At 36.4% G+C, this 20,058-nt stretch carries 17 protein-coding genes and 2 tRNA genes; 11 read left to right on the forward strand and 8 right to left on the reverse strand.

The window, feature by feature from the left end:
* Positions 1-21: 21 nt before the first annotated feature.
* Positions 22-1,035, reverse strand: a complete 1,014-nt coding sequence (locus D1094_RS01345; RefSeq protein ID WP_118958277.1) for a 4-hydroxyproline epimerase — start codon at positions 1,033-1,035, stop codon at positions 22-24.
* A gap of 529 nt (positions 1,036-1,564) precedes the next feature.
* On the opposite strand from D1094_RS01345, the gene D1094_RS01350 reads away from it, so the two are divergent.
* Complete coding sequence (locus D1094_RS01350; RefSeq protein ID WP_118958278.1) at positions 1,565-2,839, forward strand: FAD-binding oxidoreductase; 1,275 nt, start codon at positions 1,565-1,567, stop codon at positions 2,837-2,839.
* A 52-nt stretch (positions 2,840-2,891) separates the two neighbouring features.
* Here D1094_RS01350 and D1094_RS01355 read toward each other — a convergent pair whose 3' ends face one another.
* Both D1094_RS01355 and D1094_RS01360 read right to left on the reverse strand, forming a co-directional pair.
* On the reverse strand, positions 2,892-4,379 hold the full coding sequence (locus tag D1094_RS01355; RefSeq protein ID WP_182440065.1) for an ATP-binding protein: 1,488 nt from the start codon (positions 4,377-4,379) through the stop codon (positions 2,892-2,894).
* Between the two features lie 286 nt (positions 4,380-4,665).
* Entirely contained in the window at positions 4,666-5,694 is a 1,029-nt protein-coding gene (locus tag D1094_RS01360; protein WP_118958280.1) for a S1C family serine protease, read from the reverse strand.
* A 140-nt stretch (positions 5,695-5,834) separates the two neighbouring features.
* On the opposite strand from D1094_RS01360, the gene D1094_RS01365 reads away from it, so the two are divergent.
* The gene (locus tag D1094_RS01365; RefSeq protein ID WP_118958281.1) at positions 5,835-6,176 is read left to right on the forward strand and encodes a hypothetical protein; all 342 of its coding nucleotides are present in this window, start codon (positions 5,835-5,837) and stop codon (positions 6,174-6,176) included.
* A 6-nt stretch (positions 6,177-6,182) separates the two neighbouring features.
* On the opposite strand, the gene trmB is transcribed toward D1094_RS01365, so the two are convergent.
* Entirely contained in the window at positions 6,183-6,908 is a 726-nt protein-coding gene (gene trmB / locus D1094_RS01370; protein ID WP_118958282.1) for a tRNA (guanosine(46)-N7)-methyltransferase TrmB, read from the reverse strand.
* Positions 6,909-6,910: 2 nt separating this feature from the next.
* The gene (locus D1094_RS01375) at positions 6,911-7,249 is read right to left on the reverse strand and encodes a 50S ribosome-binding protein YggL (protein ID WP_118958283.1); all 339 of its coding nucleotides are present in this window, start codon (positions 7,247-7,249) and stop codon (positions 6,911-6,913) included.
* Between the two features lie 143 nt (positions 7,250-7,392).
* Here D1094_RS01375 and mutY point away from each other — a divergent pair, with 143 nt between their 5' ends.
* From mutY to D1094_RS01415, 9 genes are all read left to right on the forward strand, one after another.
* Entirely contained in the window at positions 7,393-8,481 is a 1,089-nt protein-coding gene (gene mutY / locus D1094_RS01380; protein WP_118958284.1) for an A/G-specific adenine glycosylase, read from the forward strand.
* 77 nt (positions 8,482-8,558) lie between these two features.
* Positions 8,559-8,831 (forward strand): oxidative damage protection protein, encoded by a 273-nt coding sequence (locus D1094_RS01385; RefSeq protein ID WP_118958285.1) that lies wholly within the window; start codon positions 8,559-8,561, stop codon positions 8,829-8,831.
* A gap of 154 nt (positions 8,832-8,985) precedes the next feature.
* A tRNA-Phe gene (locus D1094_RS01390) sits at positions 8,986-9,061 on the forward strand.
* A gap of 87 nt (positions 9,062-9,148) precedes the next feature.
* Positions 9,149-9,224: transfer RNA gene (locus D1094_RS01395), tRNA-Thr, on the forward strand.
* A 263-nt stretch (positions 9,225-9,487) separates the two neighbouring features.
* Positions 9,488-10,483 carry a catalase family peroxidase gene (locus D1094_RS01400; protein ID WP_118958286.1) on the forward strand — a complete coding sequence of 332 codons (996 nt, stop codon included), beginning with the start codon at positions 9,488-9,490 and terminating at the stop codon, positions 10,481-10,483.
* A gap of 431 nt (positions 10,484-10,914) precedes the next feature.
* Positions 10,915-11,790, forward strand: a complete 876-nt coding sequence (locus D1094_RS01405; protein ID WP_118958681.1) for a LysR substrate-binding domain-containing protein — start codon at positions 10,915-10,917, stop codon at positions 11,788-11,790.
* 122 nt (positions 11,791-11,912) lie between these two features.
* Positions 11,913-12,386, forward strand: coding sequence for a hypothetical protein (locus D1094_RS01410; RefSeq protein ID WP_118958287.1), 474 nt, complete (start codon positions 11,913-11,915; stop codon positions 12,384-12,386).
* A 40-nt stretch (positions 12,387-12,426) separates the two neighbouring features.
* Positions 12,427-12,564, forward strand: a complete 138-nt coding sequence (locus D1094_RS18580) for a hypothetical protein (protein WP_182440066.1) — start codon at positions 12,427-12,429, stop codon at positions 12,562-12,564.
* Positions 12,565-12,697: 133 nt separating this feature from the next.
* Positions 12,698-13,654, forward strand: coding sequence for a PDC sensor domain-containing protein (locus D1094_RS01415; RefSeq protein ID WP_118958288.1), 957 nt, complete (start codon positions 12,698-12,700; stop codon positions 13,652-13,654).
* Positions 13,655-13,685: 31 nt separating this feature from the next.
* Here the strand turns inward: D1094_RS01415 and D1094_RS01420 are convergent, their stop codons facing one another.
* The 3 genes from D1094_RS01420 to D1094_RS01430 all read right to left on the reverse strand — a co-directional run bounded on the left by D1094_RS01420 (position 13,686) and on the right by D1094_RS01430 (position 19,881).
* On the reverse strand, positions 13,686-16,367 hold the full coding sequence (locus tag D1094_RS01420; RefSeq protein ID WP_147361041.1) for a CHASE domain-containing protein: 2,682 nt from the start codon (positions 16,365-16,367) through the stop codon (positions 13,686-13,688).
* A 141-nt stretch (positions 16,368-16,508) separates the two neighbouring features.
* Complete coding sequence (locus tag D1094_RS01425; RefSeq protein WP_118958290.1) at positions 16,509-17,648, reverse strand: PepSY domain-containing protein; 1,140 nt, start codon at positions 17,646-17,648, stop codon at positions 16,509-16,511.
* Positions 17,649-17,802: 154 nt separating this feature from the next.
* Positions 17,803-19,881 carry a TonB-dependent siderophore receptor gene (locus D1094_RS01430; protein WP_118958291.1) on the reverse strand — a complete coding sequence of 693 codons (2,079 nt, stop codon included), beginning with the start codon at positions 19,879-19,881 and terminating at the stop codon, positions 17,803-17,805.
* Positions 19,882-20,058 lie beyond the last annotated feature (177 nt).

Genomic DNA, 20,058 nt, shown 5'->3' on the forward strand with positions numbered 1-20,058 from the left:
ATTTCTTAAAAGTATTGCAGCTTAGTTCACGATAAAACCGAACGCATAAGGGTCATCATCATCTATGGTTATTGTGTTTTGACCAAAGACATGTGCCCAGCCTTGAATACTCGGTTTAATCGCAGTTATTTCACCATTTGGTGTATTTAATTGAATAGTTTTTTCAATTTTTCCAACAAATTGACTTCCAATATAGCTTTCATGAATAAAGGTTTCGCCCGCTTGTAAATGCCCTTTAGCAAAAAGCTGAGCCATACGTGCGCTTGTTCCTGTACCACAAGGTGACCTATCTATAGCCTTATCACCATAAAAAACTGCATTAGCTGCATCTGAATTCACATTCTGCCCCTTACCTGTCCACAGCACATGAGATACACCGCATACTGTTGGATCATCTGGGTGGACGCAAGAAACGGCTCTACTCGCTGCTTCTCTAACAATAGGGCTCCAATGCAATATTTCACTAGCACTCCACTCATCAATACCTGGAAAGTTTTCTTGCGGCTCTACAATAACGTAGTAATTTCCGCCATAAGATACATCTACCGTAAGTTGACCTAAGCCAGCAATATCTAGCGTTACATCTTGATGAGCAAGATAAGCTGGTACATTAAATATTTTAACTGAAGTAATTTTTTTGCCTTCTTGTTGATACTCAATGCGAATTTGACCTGCTGGAACATCTAGAATTAAGTGCCCCGTCTCTTTTGGTGTTATTAAGCCAGCTTCAAGTGCTGATGTCACAGTACCAATGGTGCCGTGACCACACATAGGTAAGCAACCAGAAGTTTCGATAAAAAGAATGCTTGCATCTGCATTTTCACTACAAGGAGGATATATAAAAGCACCAGACATCATGTCATGACCACGAGGTTCGAACATTAACCCTTGTCTTATCCAATCATAATTTTCTAAAAAATCCTGACGTTTTTCACTCATGGTGCTTCCTTTCAAATTAGGATGACCACTAGTAACTAACCTTACTGGATTTCCACAAGTGTGAGCGTCTATGCATGCATATGTGCCTTTTATCATAATCTTCCCTTCGGTTTATCTGCCAAAAAGCTCACCTTAAAAATAAAGCAAACTACTTTCACTTAACGGTAACTTAATTCCAAAAACTACTAAACAATTGTCTAAAGAACTACAGGTTAAATTTTGTTAAATCAATACGAATTACTAACGTATTGTTGTTAATTATTTCAACATTTGCATGTTATTTTTAGTTAATAGTATACGTGGAGTATTTGATAGCCAAGAAACAAAGCCTTGTATAATAAGCATAACAACCATAGTTTGAGTTGATTCAAAATTAGTTGATTAACAGGTCATTGATAAATCACCGTTGTGTTGTAACGACAAGGTAAACACCTTGCCAATCAATAGTTATTGTTAATTTATCGGCTATGCTTTAAAAAAAATCAAAATACCTTATAAGTATCGCTAGTATTCGTACAGCATATTGTATACAATTATTTTTAACAAGCAAGTCTTAATTTCAGTATTGTATAAAAAATTTTATATAATGTCTCAACCGCCTGAGTTGTAATATGGGAAAAATACGATGAATAACTGTAATCACAAACATGTAGCTGTGCTAGGTGCTGGTATAGTCGGCATTAACTGCGCGCTAACACTTAAAACTCTGGGGTTTGAAGTAACGTTAATCGATAAAGAAGGTATAGGCGCAGGCTGCTCTCAGCGCAATGCAGGTCATTTTGCCACTGAGCAAGTCTTTCCGCTAGCAGAATCCAGTTTGCTTTGGCAATTACCAAAACTATTACTTGACCCTTTAGGGCCAATGGCATTGTCACCCGCTTATTTCCCTAAAGCATTACCTTGGTTTTTACGCTTTATGGCCAATATGCCTGCCCGTACACGTAATAAAAATAGCAACGCAATCAAAGCATTAAATAAAAATGCAATAGAATATTATAAGCCACTACTAAAAGAAGCTAATGCTGAGCATTTACTGACTACCGATGGTAGTTTGTTAGTGTTTGAAGGTACGCCTTATGAGCAAGTCAAAAAGCACTGGCAACATTATCATAGTGCAGGTGTAAATGTTGAATTACTAGACAGAGAAAAGACACTGGCTTTAGAGCCTAAATTGAGTGATAGCGTTAACTACTCATTATTCTTCACTGATGTAGGCCATACTGCAAGCCCTGCAAAAATTTGTGACGTATTAGCAGAGCTAGCATTTACTAAGGGAGTGTCATATCAAAAACTTACTGTTTCAAATATAACCACAAATAACGATAAGGTAATAATACACAGTGAAGATAAATCATTTACTTATGATCAATTAGTTATTGCTACAGGGGCATGGTCTAAAGAAGTGCTCGCTAAATTGGGCTATAAACTGCCATTAGAAGTTGAACGTGGTTACTCTTTAGATTTACCTAAAAATGAAAGTAACCTTCCTTCCTTAACGAGGCCTGTTGCTTCAGCTGAAAGAAAGTTTATCATGACACCAATGCAACATGGTTTAAGACTATCAGGTACGGTTGAATTTGCGGGTTTAAAACAAAAACCAAATTATAAACGTGCTGATTTACTCTTTAAGCATGCTGAGAAGTTGATTAATGAAATAAGCCCTTTTGATCCTGAAAGTGCAGATGAAGATCAGCGTTGGTTAGGGTTCAGACCTTCGTTACCTGATTCATTACCCGTTATAGGAAAAGCCCCCAAGCATGAAAATATTTTTTGTGCTTTAGGTCATCAACATCTCGGTTTAACACAAGGTGCAATTACAGGAAGCCTGATTGGGCAATTATTATCAGGTGAGAAAACTGATGTTGATTTAACGCCCTATAGTTTAGCGCGATTTAATTAACTGAACTCTTTGCCTTAAAGGTATGTCGCCATAAAGGTATATACTAATACGATTACCCCGTGCCAATTAATGAAGTGTTTTCATTCGCTATATTAATTGGCACTTTTACTTTAAAGCATACCCCTTGCTCTACTTGAAGTAACTCTACTGTACCACCGAGTTTGGCATCAATTAAATTAAACACAATATTTAGACCTAACCCTGAGCCCCCTTGACCACGTTTAGTTGTTACAAAAGGTTCAAATATCTTATTTTTAACTTCTTCTGGAATACCCTTACCATTATCGGTATATAGTAACGTTATAAAGCCATTTTTCTCAGCGAGAGATATCGTTATTTCACCTTCTTTTATACCGTCAAAGCCATGAATATGTGAATTAACTAAAAAATTAGTAATCACTTGGTTCCATGCACTAGGAAAAGTTAACACATTCAACTCATCATCTAGATCCAGTTTAATATTATAGTTCTTTTGCTTAAACATCGTTTTAACGGTATTCACTACATCACGTATGTGCTTAGCAAGTGGGACAACGACTTCAGGATCACTATGTTGCTCGACCGCGACCGACTTAAAACTTCGAATTAAGTTAACAGATTTTACTAAGCTTCGTTCGATAATTTCTTGGTATTCAGTAAGTAAATGTAAGGTATCGACTAAAAATGATTTCGTTAACTTTTCATCATCAATTGAACGTTGCAATTCAACAACTTTTTCTTTTAAGGCTGTAATTGAGGTAACACATATACCTAAAGGTGTATTTACTTCATGAGCTACTCCTGCTACTAACTGCCCTAATGAAGCCATTTTTTCAGATTGCACTATTTTATCTTTAGCTAGTGTTAGATCATCCACACTTTGCTGTAATTGTTCGTTACTGTCAGCTAATTTAGATGTTCTATCATAAACTTTAGCTTCCAACTCGCCATTTAATGCTAATAAGGCATTCTCAGCTTCTTCGAGTTTACCTATTTCATCTTTAAGGTTAAGTCTCATGCTATTGATAGCATCAACTAAAAAGTCTAACTCATCTTTTTGCTCATAACGGTTTTCTAAAATTAATTCTTGCTCTAGATGTTGACTATCTAACTGTTGTGCAAATTTTGTAATAATAAATAAATGCTTTGTAATCAGTTTATTGACAATAATGACGATGAAAAAAACTAACAAAAATATTTTAATAAACTCACTGGTAAGAATAAAACCGGCTTGTTGATATAGATGCTGATAAATATCTTGATAATCAGCATATACTTCAAGTTTACCTACAAGGTTATCACCATACATTACGGGATATTCAACGTATTTTTTTACTTCAATATCAGCATTACCTAATTGTGCCTGATAATCATAGTCATTGAATATTTTTACATATTTAATATCGGGTAAGTCGACGATACCTTGTAGTTGCACAATAACAAGCGACTCATTGAAATCCCATAAACTTGTGGCAATGGCTGGAAGATAGCTTTGTTTGATGTTATCAAAGCGTTGCTCTAATAAGGAAAGATCATCTTGAAATGATGAATAGAGTTGCACGAAAGTAGAACAAACTGAAAAAAATATGCTACATAATAATATATAAATCAACAGACGCCGACTTAACTTATTATTTAACCCCACAGTTTTAATCATCATTATAATCGTCCATTTACATTTATAGTAATAAAACTAGCGCTGTCCTTATTTAAGGTATATCTCATTAAATGCGTGTTTACGACAAATGTCAACAAACTCCACTGCAGTTAACACAATGTTAACAACAAATGACAGAAAAAGACTTTTATATGAAGCCTACAAGTATTGAGTAGGCTTCATAAATACTTTATTCCACTTGCCAAAAAACTTCTTTTAATTCACCATTTCTTAAAAATTTAAAAACAATTTTCTCTCCTTTTTTTACTTGAGAAAAACGCTGTTTAATTTTTACAGCTGATGCTAAGTCTGTAATTTTTTGTCCGCCGATAGATAACAGAATGTCTCCACCAAGTAACACTGGAGCTTGACCAATAATCACATTAAGGTTACCGCCTCTAAATCCTAGTTTATCAGCTAGCGTGCCTGGAATTACATGCTGAATTAACATACCGTGCCCTGCGCTATTATTAAGGGCCAGCGCTTTTTCTTTAGTGAGTAACAGTGGAATAAAGCCTGAAAACGTCCCAGGATCACCATCGATAACTTGTTGAACTGTATCTACCGAGACCACAAACCCTAAACCATTACTTCCACCACTTTTAGAAAGGATATGACTAACAATTCCAATAATTTCCCCCTTAAGGTTGAACATAGGACCACCAGAATTACCTACATTAATAGAAGCATCAGTTTGCAGTAATCTAGGCGTTAAAGTTGAACCTGGAATAGCCTTGCCATCTCTTATGCCACTTAAATAACCTACTGATAAACTATGACTTACACCAAATGGTGCGCCAATAATAACCACTTGCTCACCCACTTCGTAGCTTTCCTTTTTAGCTAACTTAATTGGCTTTATATGCGAAGGCACTTCTCCAGCTTGGATCATGGCTAAATCAATTAATGGCTCTATCCAAACCACATGACCAGACGTCTTGGTTCCATCTGTATATTCAATTTGAATCTCTGTTGCCTTATCAATAACATGAGCAGCGGTTAAAATACGCCCCTCTTTACTTATTAAAGCACCTGAACCAAGTGATTCAGCTGTTTTTTGTTTATAAGTGACTTGCCCCATTTGTGGGCCAGCAAGTGATTTAACATGCAATTCGACAACGGCAGGGTTCACTTTTTTAAAAAGTTTTTGAATTGAGTTTTCAGCGAAGCTCTTCGATGATAGTAAAGTCACTATCAAGAGTAATATTATTCTTACCATGGTGTAAATTCCTTGTGATTTATCAGCACAGTCTAACTAATGTAGGTGGGTTTCGCAGTTATTTTTAACGTACTGAAGAAAAATGTTAAGATAACTACTCTTATGTCTTATGCTTTTTAGAATTATTTGGTGAAAAACGAATGGAAATAATTGTGTTAATAGCCTTTGGCGCTCTATTTTGGCTTATATGGCAACTCTATAAAGCTAAAAAATTCACTCAATTTAAGCAAAACATAGAGCAAAACCTTAAAGCTAAAGTTATCATGGCAATTAAAGAAGAGTTAGCTGAAACGCGCTCAGAGCAATATCCAAATAATGCCTGCCATGAGCAAGCAACTATATTTTATTGGACGCAATACAAAAGCCGCATATTACATGCGGCTTTAGAGAGAGAAATAATTACTAAAGAATGGTTAGAAAAGTCGGGGAACATACGTAATGCTCAACACTTGTTTCATGTTGAGCAACAATTCTTACCTTAATTTCTGCTAAGGTAACCTTTTAAACTGTAAATCCCAAACGCCATGGCCTAGTCGATGACCTCTATCTTCAAATTTAGTCAGTGGTCTCGATTCAGGACGAGGCACATAGTCATTCGTTTCAGATAGGTTTTGGTAACCCGGTGAGTTTTGCATATCTTCTAGCATACACTCAGCATAGTTTTCCCAGTCTGTTGCCATATGAAATACACCATCAATTTTTAATTTCTGACGGATAGTTTCAACAAAAGTCAGAGAAACTATTCTTCGCTTGTGATGCTTCTTTTTATGCCAAGGATCGGGAAAGAACAACTGTACCGTTGATAGTACTTTTTCAGGTATACAATCAGCTAATATTTCTATCGCATCATGTTCATAAACACGTAAATTCTTAACCCCTTGTTCAACAGCAAATGAAATACATGCACCAACGCCTGGCTTATGCACTTCTATACCAATAAAGTTTAATTCTGGTGCTGCTTTTGCCATTTCAACCAGTGACTTACCCATTCCAAAACCAATCTCAAGCACGACAGGGTTATCATTGCCAAAGACCGTTTTAGGGTTAATCAAGCCATCGCTATGATTCAGTCCCATATCTTGCCAATGATCTGTTAAAGCTCGCTCTTGTCCTTTAGTTAATCGTCCTTCACGCTTAACAAAGCTACGAACTTTTCTTATGTACTTACCTTCTTGCTCAGCTTGTTCAATGGTTTTATGTGTTTTTTCTGTCATGACTATTCAGCCCACCAAACATCATATAATGCGCTGACAGAAACTGACTTAACGCCATGTTCAGTTAACCAAGCTTCAACAGCAGTTCTATGCTCTTCAGTACATGAGCCTAACTTTTGTGTGCAAATAAGGCCATGCCATAACGTATCACCTTCACCGCCAAAACCTAGGCCATTCGGCTGAATGACTTCAGCAAAAAACTGATCCATAAAGGTATCTACTTCTTCATCAGTGATATCTTCTTTAAACTTCCATGCTATATCAAAGCCAAGCTCTTTAAATTCATCTACACGTAATTTTTTACGTAAACGACGACTGCGATTTTTTGCTTCAAGTTTCATAATTTAGCCTTAAGAGTTACTGTTCTGGTTCGCCTTTTAAAAGATAAGGCAAGAATTGCGCGTATTATATGATGTAGCATAGTCTACTGACAAACAATTTTGCCTATTTGAGCCTTATAACAAATTTGCTACACTGCCCCTCTATGAATGAATCTATTAATATTTCAAAAAAATCAGCCGAGCAGTTTGCTGCTAATATTGTCACTTGGTATCACAAGCAAGGTAGAAAACATTTACCTTGGCAGCAAAATAAGACCCCTTATAGCGTATGGATATCTGAAATTATGTTGCAACAAACACAAGTTGCAACCGTAATTCCTTACTATGAACGCTTTATGACCAGTTTTCCTACAATAACTGATCTCGCAAATGCTGATGAAGATACGGTATTACACCATTGGACAGGGCTTGGTTATTATGCGCGGGCTCGAAACTTACATAAATCAGCGAAAATAATCGCGAATGAATACCATGGTATTTTTCCAACCAATATTGAACAAGTTATTGCGCTACCGGGTATAGGGCGCTCAACCGCAGGAGCCATTTTAAGCCTATCATTAAACCAACATCATCCCATTTTAGACGGCAACGTTAAACGCGTATTAGCACGTAGCTATTTAGTTGAAGGCTACAATGGCCTGAGTAAATTTGACAAAGCACTTTGGCAACTAAGTGAAACACTTACCCCAGCAAAAGAAACGGCAAGTTTTAATCAAGCAATGATGGATATGGGTGCAACAGTATGCACGCGCTCCAAACCACAATGTACTTTATGCCCTGTAGAAAAAAGCTGCCTAGCGAAAGCTAGTGATCAACAAGCTTTATTTCCACAAAAAAAACCTAAAAAGAAAATTCCAGAAAAAAATACCATTATGGTTATTCCACGTGTAACCAACGATAAATCAACAAAGGTATTAATGCATAAACGTCCACCAACAGGTATCTGGGGGGGATTATGGTGTTTTTATGAGATCAGTGAAACCAATGAACTTCAATCACTCTTAACTTCATTAAATTTAACTGAATCAACACAGCACCCATTAAAAGAATTTAGACACACTTTTAGCCATTTTCATTTAGATATCACCCCAATAGTCGTTGATTGTATTGAAACAAAACCAAAAGAAATAAACGAACCGGCACAGCAAAGGTGGTATGATTTATCAATTAAAGAAAATGTCGGTTTAGCTGCCTCTACAGAAAAACTGCTTAAACAGCTAAGCCTCTTTTAAGAACTAACTATTCAATATTATCGATATCATAGAATATTGATAAACTATTAATAAATTAACATTAGAGATTGAACATTATGAGCCGTACCGTATTTTGCCAACACCTCAACAAAGATTTAGAAGGTTTAGCTTTTCAACTTTACCCCGGTGAAGTGGGCAAGAGAATATTTGATAATATTTCTAAAGAAGCATGGACCATGTGGCAAAAAAAACAAACCATGTTAATCAATGAAAAGAAAATGAATATGATGAATCCTGACGATAGAGCATTTTTAGAACAAGCAATGGTTGGTTATTTATTCGAAGGAAAAGAACCTGAAATTGAAGGATACGTACCTCCAAGTGAATAATTTGCTGTTTTTATGACTGAAACGTATTAAAAGTAAGCAAACAAACATTTTTTCTTATAAAATTGCAAAAAAAGGGTTGACGGGGAAAAGGAAAAACAGTTTAATACGCCCCGTCTTAACGAGGCAGCAAATTAAGCCAAGTTAATACAGGTTAGCCCCGATAGCTCAGTTGGTAGAGCAGCGGATTGAAAATCCGCGTGTCCCTGGTTCAACTCCGGGTCGGGGCACCATATTTAGAAATGGTGCTTCAGTTATTTAACAGTAAAAGCATTATTTTGGTGCCAGGATATCCTTAGATATCGCACACAGTTTTGTGTGCCGACTTAGCTCAGTTGGTAGAGCAACTGACTTGTAATCAGTAGGTCGCCAGTTCGATTCCGGCAGTCGGCACCATTCATCCCGAGAGGAAGAACAAAAACCTTAGCAGCAATGTTAAGGTTTTTTTTCGTCTGAAAAGCAATGATGTTAAGGTTTTTTTTTCGTCTGAAATTTAACAATGAATACGCTAACGACCTACCCCATCTATTCTGCACCCTGTGCGTGATCTAATTCTGACATACTAGTCATATTATCTTTTGTTAATATTTTAGATAATATCCTGATCTTTTTAGTCAGATTACTCGTAATGGCTACGAAATAAATATTAAGGCAATTGAATGAGAAACAACCTAATTACAGCTGGTATTGCTACTTCTGTTCTACTTTTAAGTACGGCTCTAAAGGCAAATGAAGCTGCAAACCAAAATACCATTCAGGCATCTGATTTTATAGATTTATTCGAAAAAATGGGTGGACAACATCTAGGTTATAGAAAAGCACATGCTAATGGTCTTTGTGCCTCTGGAACTTTTACTCCATCGCCAAATAAAAATTTTAAAGGCGCAGAATTACTTTCAAAAGGTGAGCTCCCTGTATCTATTCGATTTTCGTTGGGTGGTGCTAACCCTAATAGTAATGAAAAGTCACCCGGTGCACGTGGAATGGGCTTTCAAATAAAACTACCTAATGGTTCCTTACACACTTTCACTGGAAATAATTTTCCAGTGTTTGCAGGCAAAAACCCAGAAATCTTTTATGGTTTTTTATCAACATTACTACCTGATAAAAACGGACAGCGCGATCCATCTAAAACATTACAATATATTCAAGAACATCCAAGCGTACAAGCTAATGCTATGTGGAATAAATCAGCTAAAACTGCTTCATCATACGCCAATACTGAGTTTTTTGGTCTCCACACATTTTTTTATGAAAAAAGTAATGGTCAAAAAACTAAATTTCGCTGGCATATCGAGCCTAGTTTAGGTGTGAAGACATTAGATAAAGCAGAAGTTGCTCAAATGCCAACAAGATTTTTAGCAGATACTTTTGCCCAACAACTTAAAGATGAAACTATTCGTTTTACCCTTATGGCAACGATAGGCAAGACAGAAGATAGCACCGTTGATCCTTCACAAATATGGCCTAGTGATCGTCCTCAGGAAAAACTTGGCACTATTACTGTTAAAACGAGTGGTGGAGAGCTGTGCAAAAACATTAATTTTGACCCCAATATTATTTCAGCAGGTTTTACACCAAGCGAAGATCCTATATTAAGAATGCGTTCAGCAGCCTATGCTATTTCTTTTGGGAAAAGGTTAAGTGGCCAATAAAGATTATACCAACTGGTATAAGAAAGGGATCGCTTTGAAGTAACACGCCCTAATGACCACATGAATATTATTCACTTATAAGATGAAATCATCTCATTTGCTGTACAGAGTTTCTATCTATACACTTAACTTGGTTCTGAATCATCCCCGATTCTTTTTAATAAGCATTGTAGTTAGTCAATAATTATATGGTTTTGCTTACAGGGCATCTTTGATGCCCTTTTTTTTGCCCTAAATTTAATATATTGCAGTGTCACAGCTAAAATTGTTATAGTCAGTTTCATCGAAGTGCGAGTGCCCTAAAACAGTGCAACAAACTTCCACCAGCCTTTCCCTTGAATAATTAAACCCAAAAAAAACAACAACTTGAGTTATGGCATACCTATTGCTATTTCTTAATAGTCAATCCAAATTTTTTAATTATTATGTCTATACAAACACCTATTAGAGGTCTTCGCTCATTCTGTGTGGCTGCAAAATGCTTGAGCTTCAAACATGCCGCAAGCCAATTATTTATTACTCCGTCTGCAGTAAGTCATCAAATTAAGCAACTCGAATCTCAGCTAAGTATTACATTGTTCAAAAGAAGTACTCGATCAATTGAGCTCACCAGTGCTGGCAAGCAATTTTATCAATCAATTCAACCAATAATTCATCAATTAGAATCGACCATTTCAGAGTTTACTCATAAGCAGCAAAATAAAACTATTATTATCAGTTTGCCTGAATTCTTTGCCAGCGAATTATTTATTCCTCGACTCAGTGAATGGTCGGCAACAAACCCTGATATCAACTTGCAATTAGAAACAATAAAGGCAGGCAATGAACATACTCAAGTCGCTGATTTATCGATTGTATTAGCTAGCGGCAAACCTAATGCGAGTATCGTACATGAGCTATTTCCTATACGGTATGTTCCAGCATGTAATAAAGCGTTGTACAAAAAGCTTAAGAGCAAAGGTTTCAGTGCATTAAGCAATACACCGCTAATCTTGCATAGTTCACGACCATGGTCTTGGCACCAATGGGCAGACAATGTTGGTATTGAAGATTTCGACCCTAAACAAATCATTCAGTTTGACAGTATGTTCGGAGTAGCCAGAGCTGCCCAACAAGGCATGGGAGTTGCCTTAGTTCCCTTGCCTATGAGCAAAACATGGTTTAGTGAGCAGTTATTGATTAGGCTCTTTGATGAAGAGCTTAATACAAGAGACAGATACTATTTAATTCAGCATGAAAATATGGAAAACAATGAAGACTTATTACGTTTTGCTGATTGGGTTCAACAAACCTTTGCTAAGGACTAAATGACACACAATAGGTGAAATAATTTCACCTTATAAGTTCAGTTTAATCGTTTGTCAGATTTTTTATAAATTTCTATAGTGGTGATGTATCGCGTTGATACGTTAATTAATGGAGCAACAACATGAAATTATCTTTTTCTCTTGTAAATACAATTATCTTAACCGCATTACTAAGCAATACTGCAATGGCTACTGAAACCCCTGATAAATTTAAAATTGCTAAAATCAAAAAGTCTGCTGGTTTTCAAAGCAGTACAGTAAAAGCATATAACGATAACATGGCCTTATGCGTCAGCTACCTGACTGATACAACAAATAGCTTTTCTGATAAGGCTTGCACCAAAGCCGTCTCCATCATTGAATCAATAAACTTGGATAATAATTCAAAGGTAAACTACTTCAAATCACTAAGTTATAGTAACCGTGCTATTTCAAAGTATTTTCAAGGTGACAATAAAGGTGCGCTGGCTGATTTATCTAACGCTATTTTGATTGACTCAAATACCATAACGAAAAGTAATTTTGCACTGATAAAAGAGTTATCTTTAGAAGAAAACACGTTACTAGAAACTCAATCTAGCGAAGTTTCTGACTAGCACCTAACTAATATCAACAGTATTTATAGAGTAATTAAAAATGATGAAAAATATATATCAACAATTAACTTCAATGATCTATTTATTCAGTGAATTAAAACATATATCGATCAGTCAATGGGATATAGAGCAAAATGAGCACAATATCAATACCGGTAATATTCGACAGCAAAGGTGATTGCTTACAATTCGATTATAAAAATAAAGACATCTAAAAATAGCAATAATTTAGATGTCTTTAGACTTAGACAATTATTGTCATTGTTATTGTTATTGTTATTGTTATTGTTCAATAGAGTAGAAATTGCATTATGAATTACATTAGCGTGATGGAAAGATATCATGAATATAAAGAAGCGATTCATGAGTTAATGGCTTCAATAATTGCAGGCTCATTTGATAAAAACTTCTTTGAAGATGAGCAATTACTTAGCGACTCTATGAATTGGCTAAGTTCACACTACCCTTTTATAGAACTGATGTTTACTTTAGATAAACACGGGGTACAAAATAGCCATAACTTTTCTCATAATAAACTAAGAAAAAAAACAGCTAATAAAGGTAAAGGCACAGATCGCTCTTACCGACCTTACTATATAAAAGCCAGTGAAAATGAACACATTGTCGTTACCGAGCCGTATTTATCATCCTCTAGCCATAACCTTTGTATTTCTACCGCCATAAAATATACCGATAATTCGGGAGCTGTGATTGGCATATTAGTAATAGATATTGATCTTGCCCATGCTATTGAATTCTTAATGGGTGATATAAAGCGCAAACAGTTCCACCCTTTTTTTAGTGTTATTTATACCTCAATAGTAATTGGCCTATTTTTTATCGTCGCAATTTTACTTTTTTCTGCCGGCAATGAAATTGTGAGTTTGATAATAACTCCTTCCCCTGAAGATTTAAAAATCAAGCCCTTTGGCATCATCATCTTCTTAACCTTGGCTTTAGCCATTTTTGACTTAGGTAAAACAACTATCGAAGAAGAAGTACTAATGCAAAAAGATATTTTAAGGCATAGCTCAACAAGAAGAACAATTACTCGTTTTATTGCCACAATACTTATCGCCGTATCGATTGAAGCGTTATTGCTAATGTTTAAATCGGTACTAGGATCGTCAGAGTACTTAGTTAATGCTGTCGCAATGATGGCAACATCAGTCGGTTTGCTGATTGGTTTAGGTATTTATGTTTACCTAGGTGCTAAAGCAGAGGTGTTGTTAAAACAACAAACTACATCCCAAATACGCACCGGTTAATTTATCAATATTAATATATCAATAAGACTTTCTAAGAAGCATATTTACAGAGAATTTTTAATAATTCGTCAAGTTTAAACGGTTTATGAATAAAGTCATAAATCCCTAATTCGGCGGCTCTTTGTTTATCTTCAGCGCCAACACTAGCACTTAAAATGACAATAGGAATATGTTTAAGCTTGGCATCATTCTTAATGATTTCTGATGCAGTAAAGCCATCCATATTAGGCATTTGTAAATCCATCAATATTAAATCGGGGATGTGTTTAGCCAAATATTCCAGCGCGTCTTGGCCATCTCCTGCTATGTCACACGTAAGGTCTAATGATGCCAATTGTTTTTTCACAACAATTTGGTTAACTCTATTATCTTCAACCACTAATATTTTTAAATTTGTTAATGCTTTATTCTCTGTCGAGCTTGCCGGTGAACTTTTAGAGGGAACAATGGCATCAGTAACAGGTAATGTAATATCAAAAACAAACTCAGAGCCTTGCCCTATTTCACTGTTAAGTTTTATATCTCCCCCCATCATGACACAAAGCTGCTTAACAATAGCTAACCCTAACCCCGTGCCACCATATTTTCGCGTTGTTGAATGCTCAGCCTGTGTAAAAGGTTGAAATAACTGTTCTTGCGCCTCTCTATTAATGCCAATGCCACTATCTTTTACCGAAACAACTAAGACTCTCATACCTTGTTCACCAGCTTTTGTTTCAGCTTTGATGAGCACACGACCTTGCTTAGTAAATTTAATCCCATTACTTAATAGGTTAAGTAAAATTTGTTTAAATCGAGTTTCATCTCCTAACACCCACAATGAAAAGCTTTCTGCTAATTCTGTTTCAACAACAATCGATTTTTCTATTGCCTTTTCATTTAACATATCAACAACTTGCTGTGTTGCCACACTAGGATTAAAGGCTCTACTTTCTAATGCCAGCTCACCAGATTGAATCTTAGAAGTATCTAAAACGTCGTTCACTATCTTAAGCAAAATGTCTGAAGATGCTTGAATTTGTGCTAAATACTCTAAAGCGGCTTTATCCTCAACTTCCCGTTGAGCAATATCGGTAAAGCCAATAATCGCATTTAATGGTGTTCTATATTCATGACTGATGTTAGCTAAGAACAAGTTTTTAGCTTTGTTTGCTGCCATTAACTCACTATTTTGCTCTACCAGTTGTTTCGTTTTATCCTCAACCGTCTTCTTAAGTGATGTGTTATACGTAACGATAAAAAAGACAAACATCACACAAACTATGCCGATTAAGCAACTAATAACAATAACAATAAGACCTTGCCAATTAATCAAACGGCGTTCAAATTCTTGAGTACTAGTAAAGGTAATAGTCGCCTTTTTATCGAAAAGCTTCAGGTTCACTTTATACTTAAACACATTATTTTCATTATATAGTGGTGATTGAAAAACATTATTCTCGCCATAAGATAATTGAAAACTATAGTCATCATGGGCAGTACGTTGATGCACATTAAAAAACAATTTATCTAACTCAAAAACGGCTTCAACTAAACCGATAAGAGTAGGTTTAGCACCTGATAAACTTGAAAAAACAGGAGAGTAAACAATAACACCGGTATATTTATCCATTTGCTGCACAAGAGGAACCATAGGCGTTATCACAGATTGCTTATTGTTAATTGCGCTACTGACACTCTCTTTAATAAGAGGGTGTGATGAGACATCAAGACCAATAGCCGCTTGATTTACCTCTAACGGGCTTAAATATTTAATCGGTAAGTAATAATCTTTTTCAGCCGCTGGTTTTAGCCCGGTAGTTGTTAACTGCTTAATGCCGTTAGAGGACAATGATTGTTCTACAAGTAATGCTTCAAATTTTTCTCTTTCGCTTGCTAACACTAAAGGTAACCAGCCCAAAGCCCGAAGTTTAATATCGTCATTAATAATACGTGAAGTAAAGCCAGAAAATTGCTTTATAGAGAGGTGTTCATTTACCTTTATTACACCATTTAAGCTTTTCAAGTTAGCGTTAATTATTTCAGTGGCTAAGTAAGTTCTTTCGATAAATGGCGCTGTTGCCGCCCTAAATTGCTGCTCCTTTTCTGACTGTTGTAAAAAATTTAATAAGAAATAAATGGCATATATGACAACGATAATGACAAATGTGGTTAACGTTGACGCTAAGGGCCGTTTACCTTTTCTAACGAACTTATTTTGGGTTAAAAATAAGATGATTGGTGTGATAAACACCATGCTTATGAACTCACCAATCCATTTTGATGCACTAATAAAAGTAATAACATCAATAGATAGGTTTGTTTGCCAAATTAAGGCTGCAAAAAAAGCAATGGCAGGCAAAAATGCGGCAACAGGGCCTATAAATACTAAGAATTTAATAATATCAGCCGCGAGATGTACTTTTATCGGTAAAATAAAGCGCTCTGCTAATACTCTACTAATATAGAATTTAGCGATGTTGATTAGTGCTAAAACAAGTAAAATATATGGTGGCATTGCTGCCATTTTTTCATCTAAAAAATAGCATAGTAGAGTAGAAAAGAATGCACCCACAAGCACAGGAAAACCATAGACCAGATAAAGCCCTAAGATAACCCCTGCTGCTGGCCATATAACGCTTGTAATGCCAAATGGTAATACAAACAAAGAGCCAAGCTGTACTAACAAAAAATGTAATGCAAAGGCTATTAAGACCAAAAAAATCCTTTTCAATGCTTTCACCAATCAATAAATGCTTACTTACATAGTAAACGATAATTGAATTGCCAGCCATTGTTGATGCAAGTTAATCAATTTATAACTGCATCAACCTTAGCTAGTGAAAAGTTAAAAGGGCTTTCAAGTGATAACTAATTAAGTTAACTTTGCAGCTCGGCTCGCTTGCCAGCGACGCCAAGACAACATCACGCCAGTGTAAACCAATAAACAAGCTAACAATGATGCCAGACCTACTAGCGTTTGCCCCACTAAGCCAAATGCTTCACCTGTGTGTAAAAAACGGATATAACTGCGCACTTGTCGATAATTTGATGCTTGGTCAAAGGTTTGCTTCTCGACAACCTCTCCTGTTAATGTGCTCAGAGCAACAGATAGCCGCTTTTGCGGCTCGCCACCATTGCCATTATCCACCTGATATATTTGTATACTTTGGTTTAAAGTCGGTATTAAAAATTGAATACTCTGCCAACCAGTAAATTCTGCTGATAACGCAGTGATTAACGCTTGTTGAGATAACTGTTGCGATTGCTGAGCTATTGTCAAAGCTTGAGCAGAAGTTATCGCTATCGATTCTGATGAAACCACACGCTTTAACGTTTGTCCGGGCCACTTAAATGAAAAAAAGAACGCCGTGACAATAACAATAAAAAGGATGGGCGACATATAAAAACCAAAAGCATTATGCCATTGATAATCACGCGCTTTTACTGAAGCATGCTTTGAGCTTATCGTTAATTTTTGCTTGAAGGCCTTAGTTTTGAAGCGCTTAGGTAACCAAAGATATCCCCCCGTTAATAGCAAGATGAAAAAAAACACATTAGCCACACCATTTATCCAGCGACCCGTTTCACTAAAAGTACCATCTAAAGTCAACCAGCGATGAAAGCCTCGTAACTTCTTAAAAAATATTTTTGTGTTTTTCCCCGGCTCTGCCATCACATCAGCTGTATATGGGTTAAGGTAGGCAAGCACCTTACGACCAACTTTAATAACAACAGGCGCACCTAGCTCATTTGTCAGCGTTATTGACGGTTTCTTTTCAGTTTTTTTGGCTTTCTCAGCAACAAGGGAGTTTGCAACTATAATGAAATTATCAAGTGTTAAGGCTTGCGCACCGTTTGTTGGTGGTTTCACATAATCAGCCCTTTCAGCTGCTTTAATCATTTGGCGTTCATAGGTTAACGCAACGCCAGTAATTGACATTAACAAGACAAATAGTGCAGCACTACAACCTAAAATAAGGTGTAACCAAAAGAACGTTTTTCTAATTTTCATACAAGATAACAACCCAGAAAAGTGCTTTAACTGCACTTATTAAAATAAAATCTATATTGACGATTTACCCAGCGCTAAGCTGGGTAATATAGTTAACCCCATTAAAAATGAATTAGTCAGCTTAATGCTTTATTAATTCACTTGAGATTACTCGTTAAAACGATGCCTTCACTTCAAAACGAGCGGCTCTACTATCACCTATGGTGACATTATTAATACCACCGCCGGCAAGATAATCAGTATCTAATGCGTTCTCAATATTCAAACGAAAATCAACTAGCGTTCCTCTAATATCTACCTGATAGCTTGCCCCTAAATCGACTCGTGCGTAAGCATCTTTAGTCACCATGTTATCGCTATCGGCATAGCGTTCTCCTTGATAAAACACTCCCGCATTTAACGCTAACGCTTCAGTAAGTTCATAACGAGACCAAATAGAAACTGACCACTTCGGCGCATCAACAGGTGTTTTGCCTTGATATTTAGTATCGCGTTCATAAACAGCCTCTAAGTACATTGCCGATGCCATCATAAATAACCTATCGGTTAGTGCCCCCTGTGCTGAGAGCTCCATCCCTTTATGGCGCTGCAAGCCTGCTTGTGTGGTAATCGTGTCATAATCAGGGTTATCCTCTAATGTTTCTTTGATCAACGCCCCACTTTTTTCAATATCAAACAAAGCCGTTTCAATTAATAATCGTTCAGAGACTTGCCATTTTGCACCTAATTCAATTTGTGCAGAGGTCACCGCATCTAACGCCATACCATGGTTCACATCGGTATCATCATTGAGGGTTTCACTTGAGGCCGGCTCAAAACTTTCTGAGTAATTAACATAAACAGTCGCTTCTTCAACTGGATGATAAAGTACACCTAGCTTTGGCACGAATGAGTCACTATCAGCACCTTTTTTATTCTGTTTATCAAAACGACCACCTAATACCGCTTGCCATTGCTCATTAAAGGTCACTAAATCTTGAAAATACAATCCGTAATAATCATATTCGCTGGTATATAAACTATCATCGGTTTTATAGCTAATATCAGGCCTACTTGGTTCAACAGCGCCGGGCACATAATCAATAGGAGCAGCATTGGTTTTTAACTGCCCGTAATAATAATCTAAGCTGTTTACTCCAATTAAGACTTGGTGATCCATTGATGCCAAAGAAAATTCGCCCACTAAATCAACATAAAAAGTTTTGAATTGCCAATCATCAAACCTATCGTATGGCTTAGAAACATAACTATCACCGATTTGATAGTTTTTTGGCATTTTGGGCGAAGACTCAAAACGTTGACGCTCAAATGTTTGCTCGTTATAACCTAGTTTAAATTCCCATTCGGGGTTAAAAAAGTAATGCACTCTGCTACCGACATTGCTCACTGTAATGTCGGTAAAGGCCCAAGAAAAGTCTCGAATAGTTTTATCGTTACCTATGACTTCACCACTATTGTCTAACCAAGCGCCAGTATCTAGCCCCGCTTTATCGTTGGTTTGATCATAATACACGTTAATTAATAGATTCTCGTTGATATTATAATCAACACTTAATGAACCCAATAAGCGATCTCGCTCGCGCTGCTCACCATTTTGATATTCACGATCATAAATAACATCTTGCTTAACCAAAACACCACGATAATTCAACGCTTCAACAATTTCTCCGCCGGCATCTAGCATCAAACGACTTGAACCGTGTTGGTCAACATCTGCGCTAAGTTCAAAAAGCCTGTTTTTCGTTGGTTTCTTGGTCACCATATTAATTAAACCACCTGGCGCAGATTGACCATACAAAATACTTGAAGGCCCTCTAATAACCTCAACATGCGATAGAGTTTCAATAGGTTGCTGATAATGAGACCAATGCTGATGACCATCACGTAAATAACCATTTGATGAACTTAAAACAAAGCCACGAGAGCTAAACACTTCACGATTTCTTTGTTTAGAGCCGGGCGATAAGCTGGCGACATTATTGAGCACTTCACCAAGTGTTGTTGCTAACTGCTCGTCAATAATAGTTTCAGGAATCACGGTTACTGCTTGAGCCGTTTCTAATAAAGAAGCATTGGTACGCATAGCGCCCGATGCACTATCAACCTTGTAGTCATTAAAGTAACTACCATGTACTTTAATGACCTCAATACCAGCTTCATCATCAGCGATAACAGGTTTTGTTAGAGATAAAAGAGCGAGGGAAATACCAACCGATAAATAACTACGTTTCATGTTTTTCCTTAATATATTGGAGAGTGATAATCAAACGCGAGCATTCTATCAACTTCTCCCACAAAGTAAACACAAATGATAATAATTGTTATTTACGTTTATGTTTTATCAATATGTTTATGAAAAAATCAACTTGCATTACAGCGACTGTCATAATCTCATCATAAAACTGTCTTC

Origin of the sequence: Colwellia sp. RSH04, assembly GCF_003545765.1 — a bacterium.
Classification (GTDB): Bacteria; Pseudomonadota; Gammaproteobacteria; order Enterobacterales; family Alteromonadaceae; genus Colwellia.

Excerpts from the sequence above, each read along its gene's own strand:
- D1094_RS01345 (WP_118958277.1), bottom strand. The coding sequence starts at position 1,035 with ATGATAAAAGGCACATATGCATGCATAGACGCTCACACTTGTGGAAAT.
- D1094_RS01350 (WP_118958278.1), top strand. The coding sequence starts at position 1,565 with ATGAATAACTGTAATCACAAACATGTAGCTGTGCTAGGTGCTGGTATA.
- D1094_RS01360 (WP_118958280.1), bottom strand. The coding sequence starts at position 5,694 with ATGGTAAGAATAATATTACTCTTGATAGTGACTTTACTATCATCGAAG.
- D1094_RS01365 (WP_118958281.1), top strand. The coding sequence starts at position 5,835 with ATGGAAATAATTGTGTTAATAGCCTTTGGCGCTCTATTTTGGCTTATA.
- trmB (WP_118958282.1), bottom strand. The coding sequence starts at position 6,908 with ATGACAGAAAAAACACATAAAACCATTGAACAAGCTGAGCAAGAAGGT.
- D1094_RS01375 (WP_118958283.1), bottom strand. The coding sequence starts at position 7,249 with ATGAAACTTGAAGCAAAAAATCGCAGTCGTCGTTTACGTAAAAAATTA.
- mutY (WP_118958284.1), top strand. The coding sequence starts at position 7,393 with ATGAATGAATCTATTAATATTTCAAAAAAATCAGCCGAGCAGTTTGCT.
- D1094_RS01385 (WP_118958285.1), top strand. The coding sequence starts at position 8,559 with ATGAGCCGTACCGTATTTTGCCAACACCTCAACAAAGATTTAGAAGGT.
- D1094_RS01400 (WP_118958286.1), top strand. The coding sequence starts at position 9,488 with ATGAGAAACAACCTAATTACAGCTGGTATTGCTACTTCTGTTCTACTT.
- D1094_RS01410 (WP_118958287.1), top strand. The coding sequence starts at position 11,913 with ATGAAATTATCTTTTTCTCTTGTAAATACAATTATCTTAACCGCATTA.
- D1094_RS18580 (WP_182440066.1), top strand. The coding sequence starts at position 12,427 with ATGATGAAAAATATATATCAACAATTAACTTCAATGATCTATTTATTC.
- D1094_RS01415 (WP_118958288.1), top strand. The coding sequence starts at position 12,698 with ATGAATTACATTAGCGTGATGGAAAGATATCATGAATATAAAGAAGCG.
- D1094_RS01425 (WP_118958290.1), bottom strand. The coding sequence starts at position 17,648 with ATGAAAATTAGAAAAACGTTCTTTTGGTTACACCTTATTTTAGGTTGT.
- D1094_RS01430 (WP_118958291.1), bottom strand. The coding sequence starts at position 19,881 with ATGAAACGTAGTTATTTATCGGTTGGTATTTCCCTCGCTCTTTTATCT.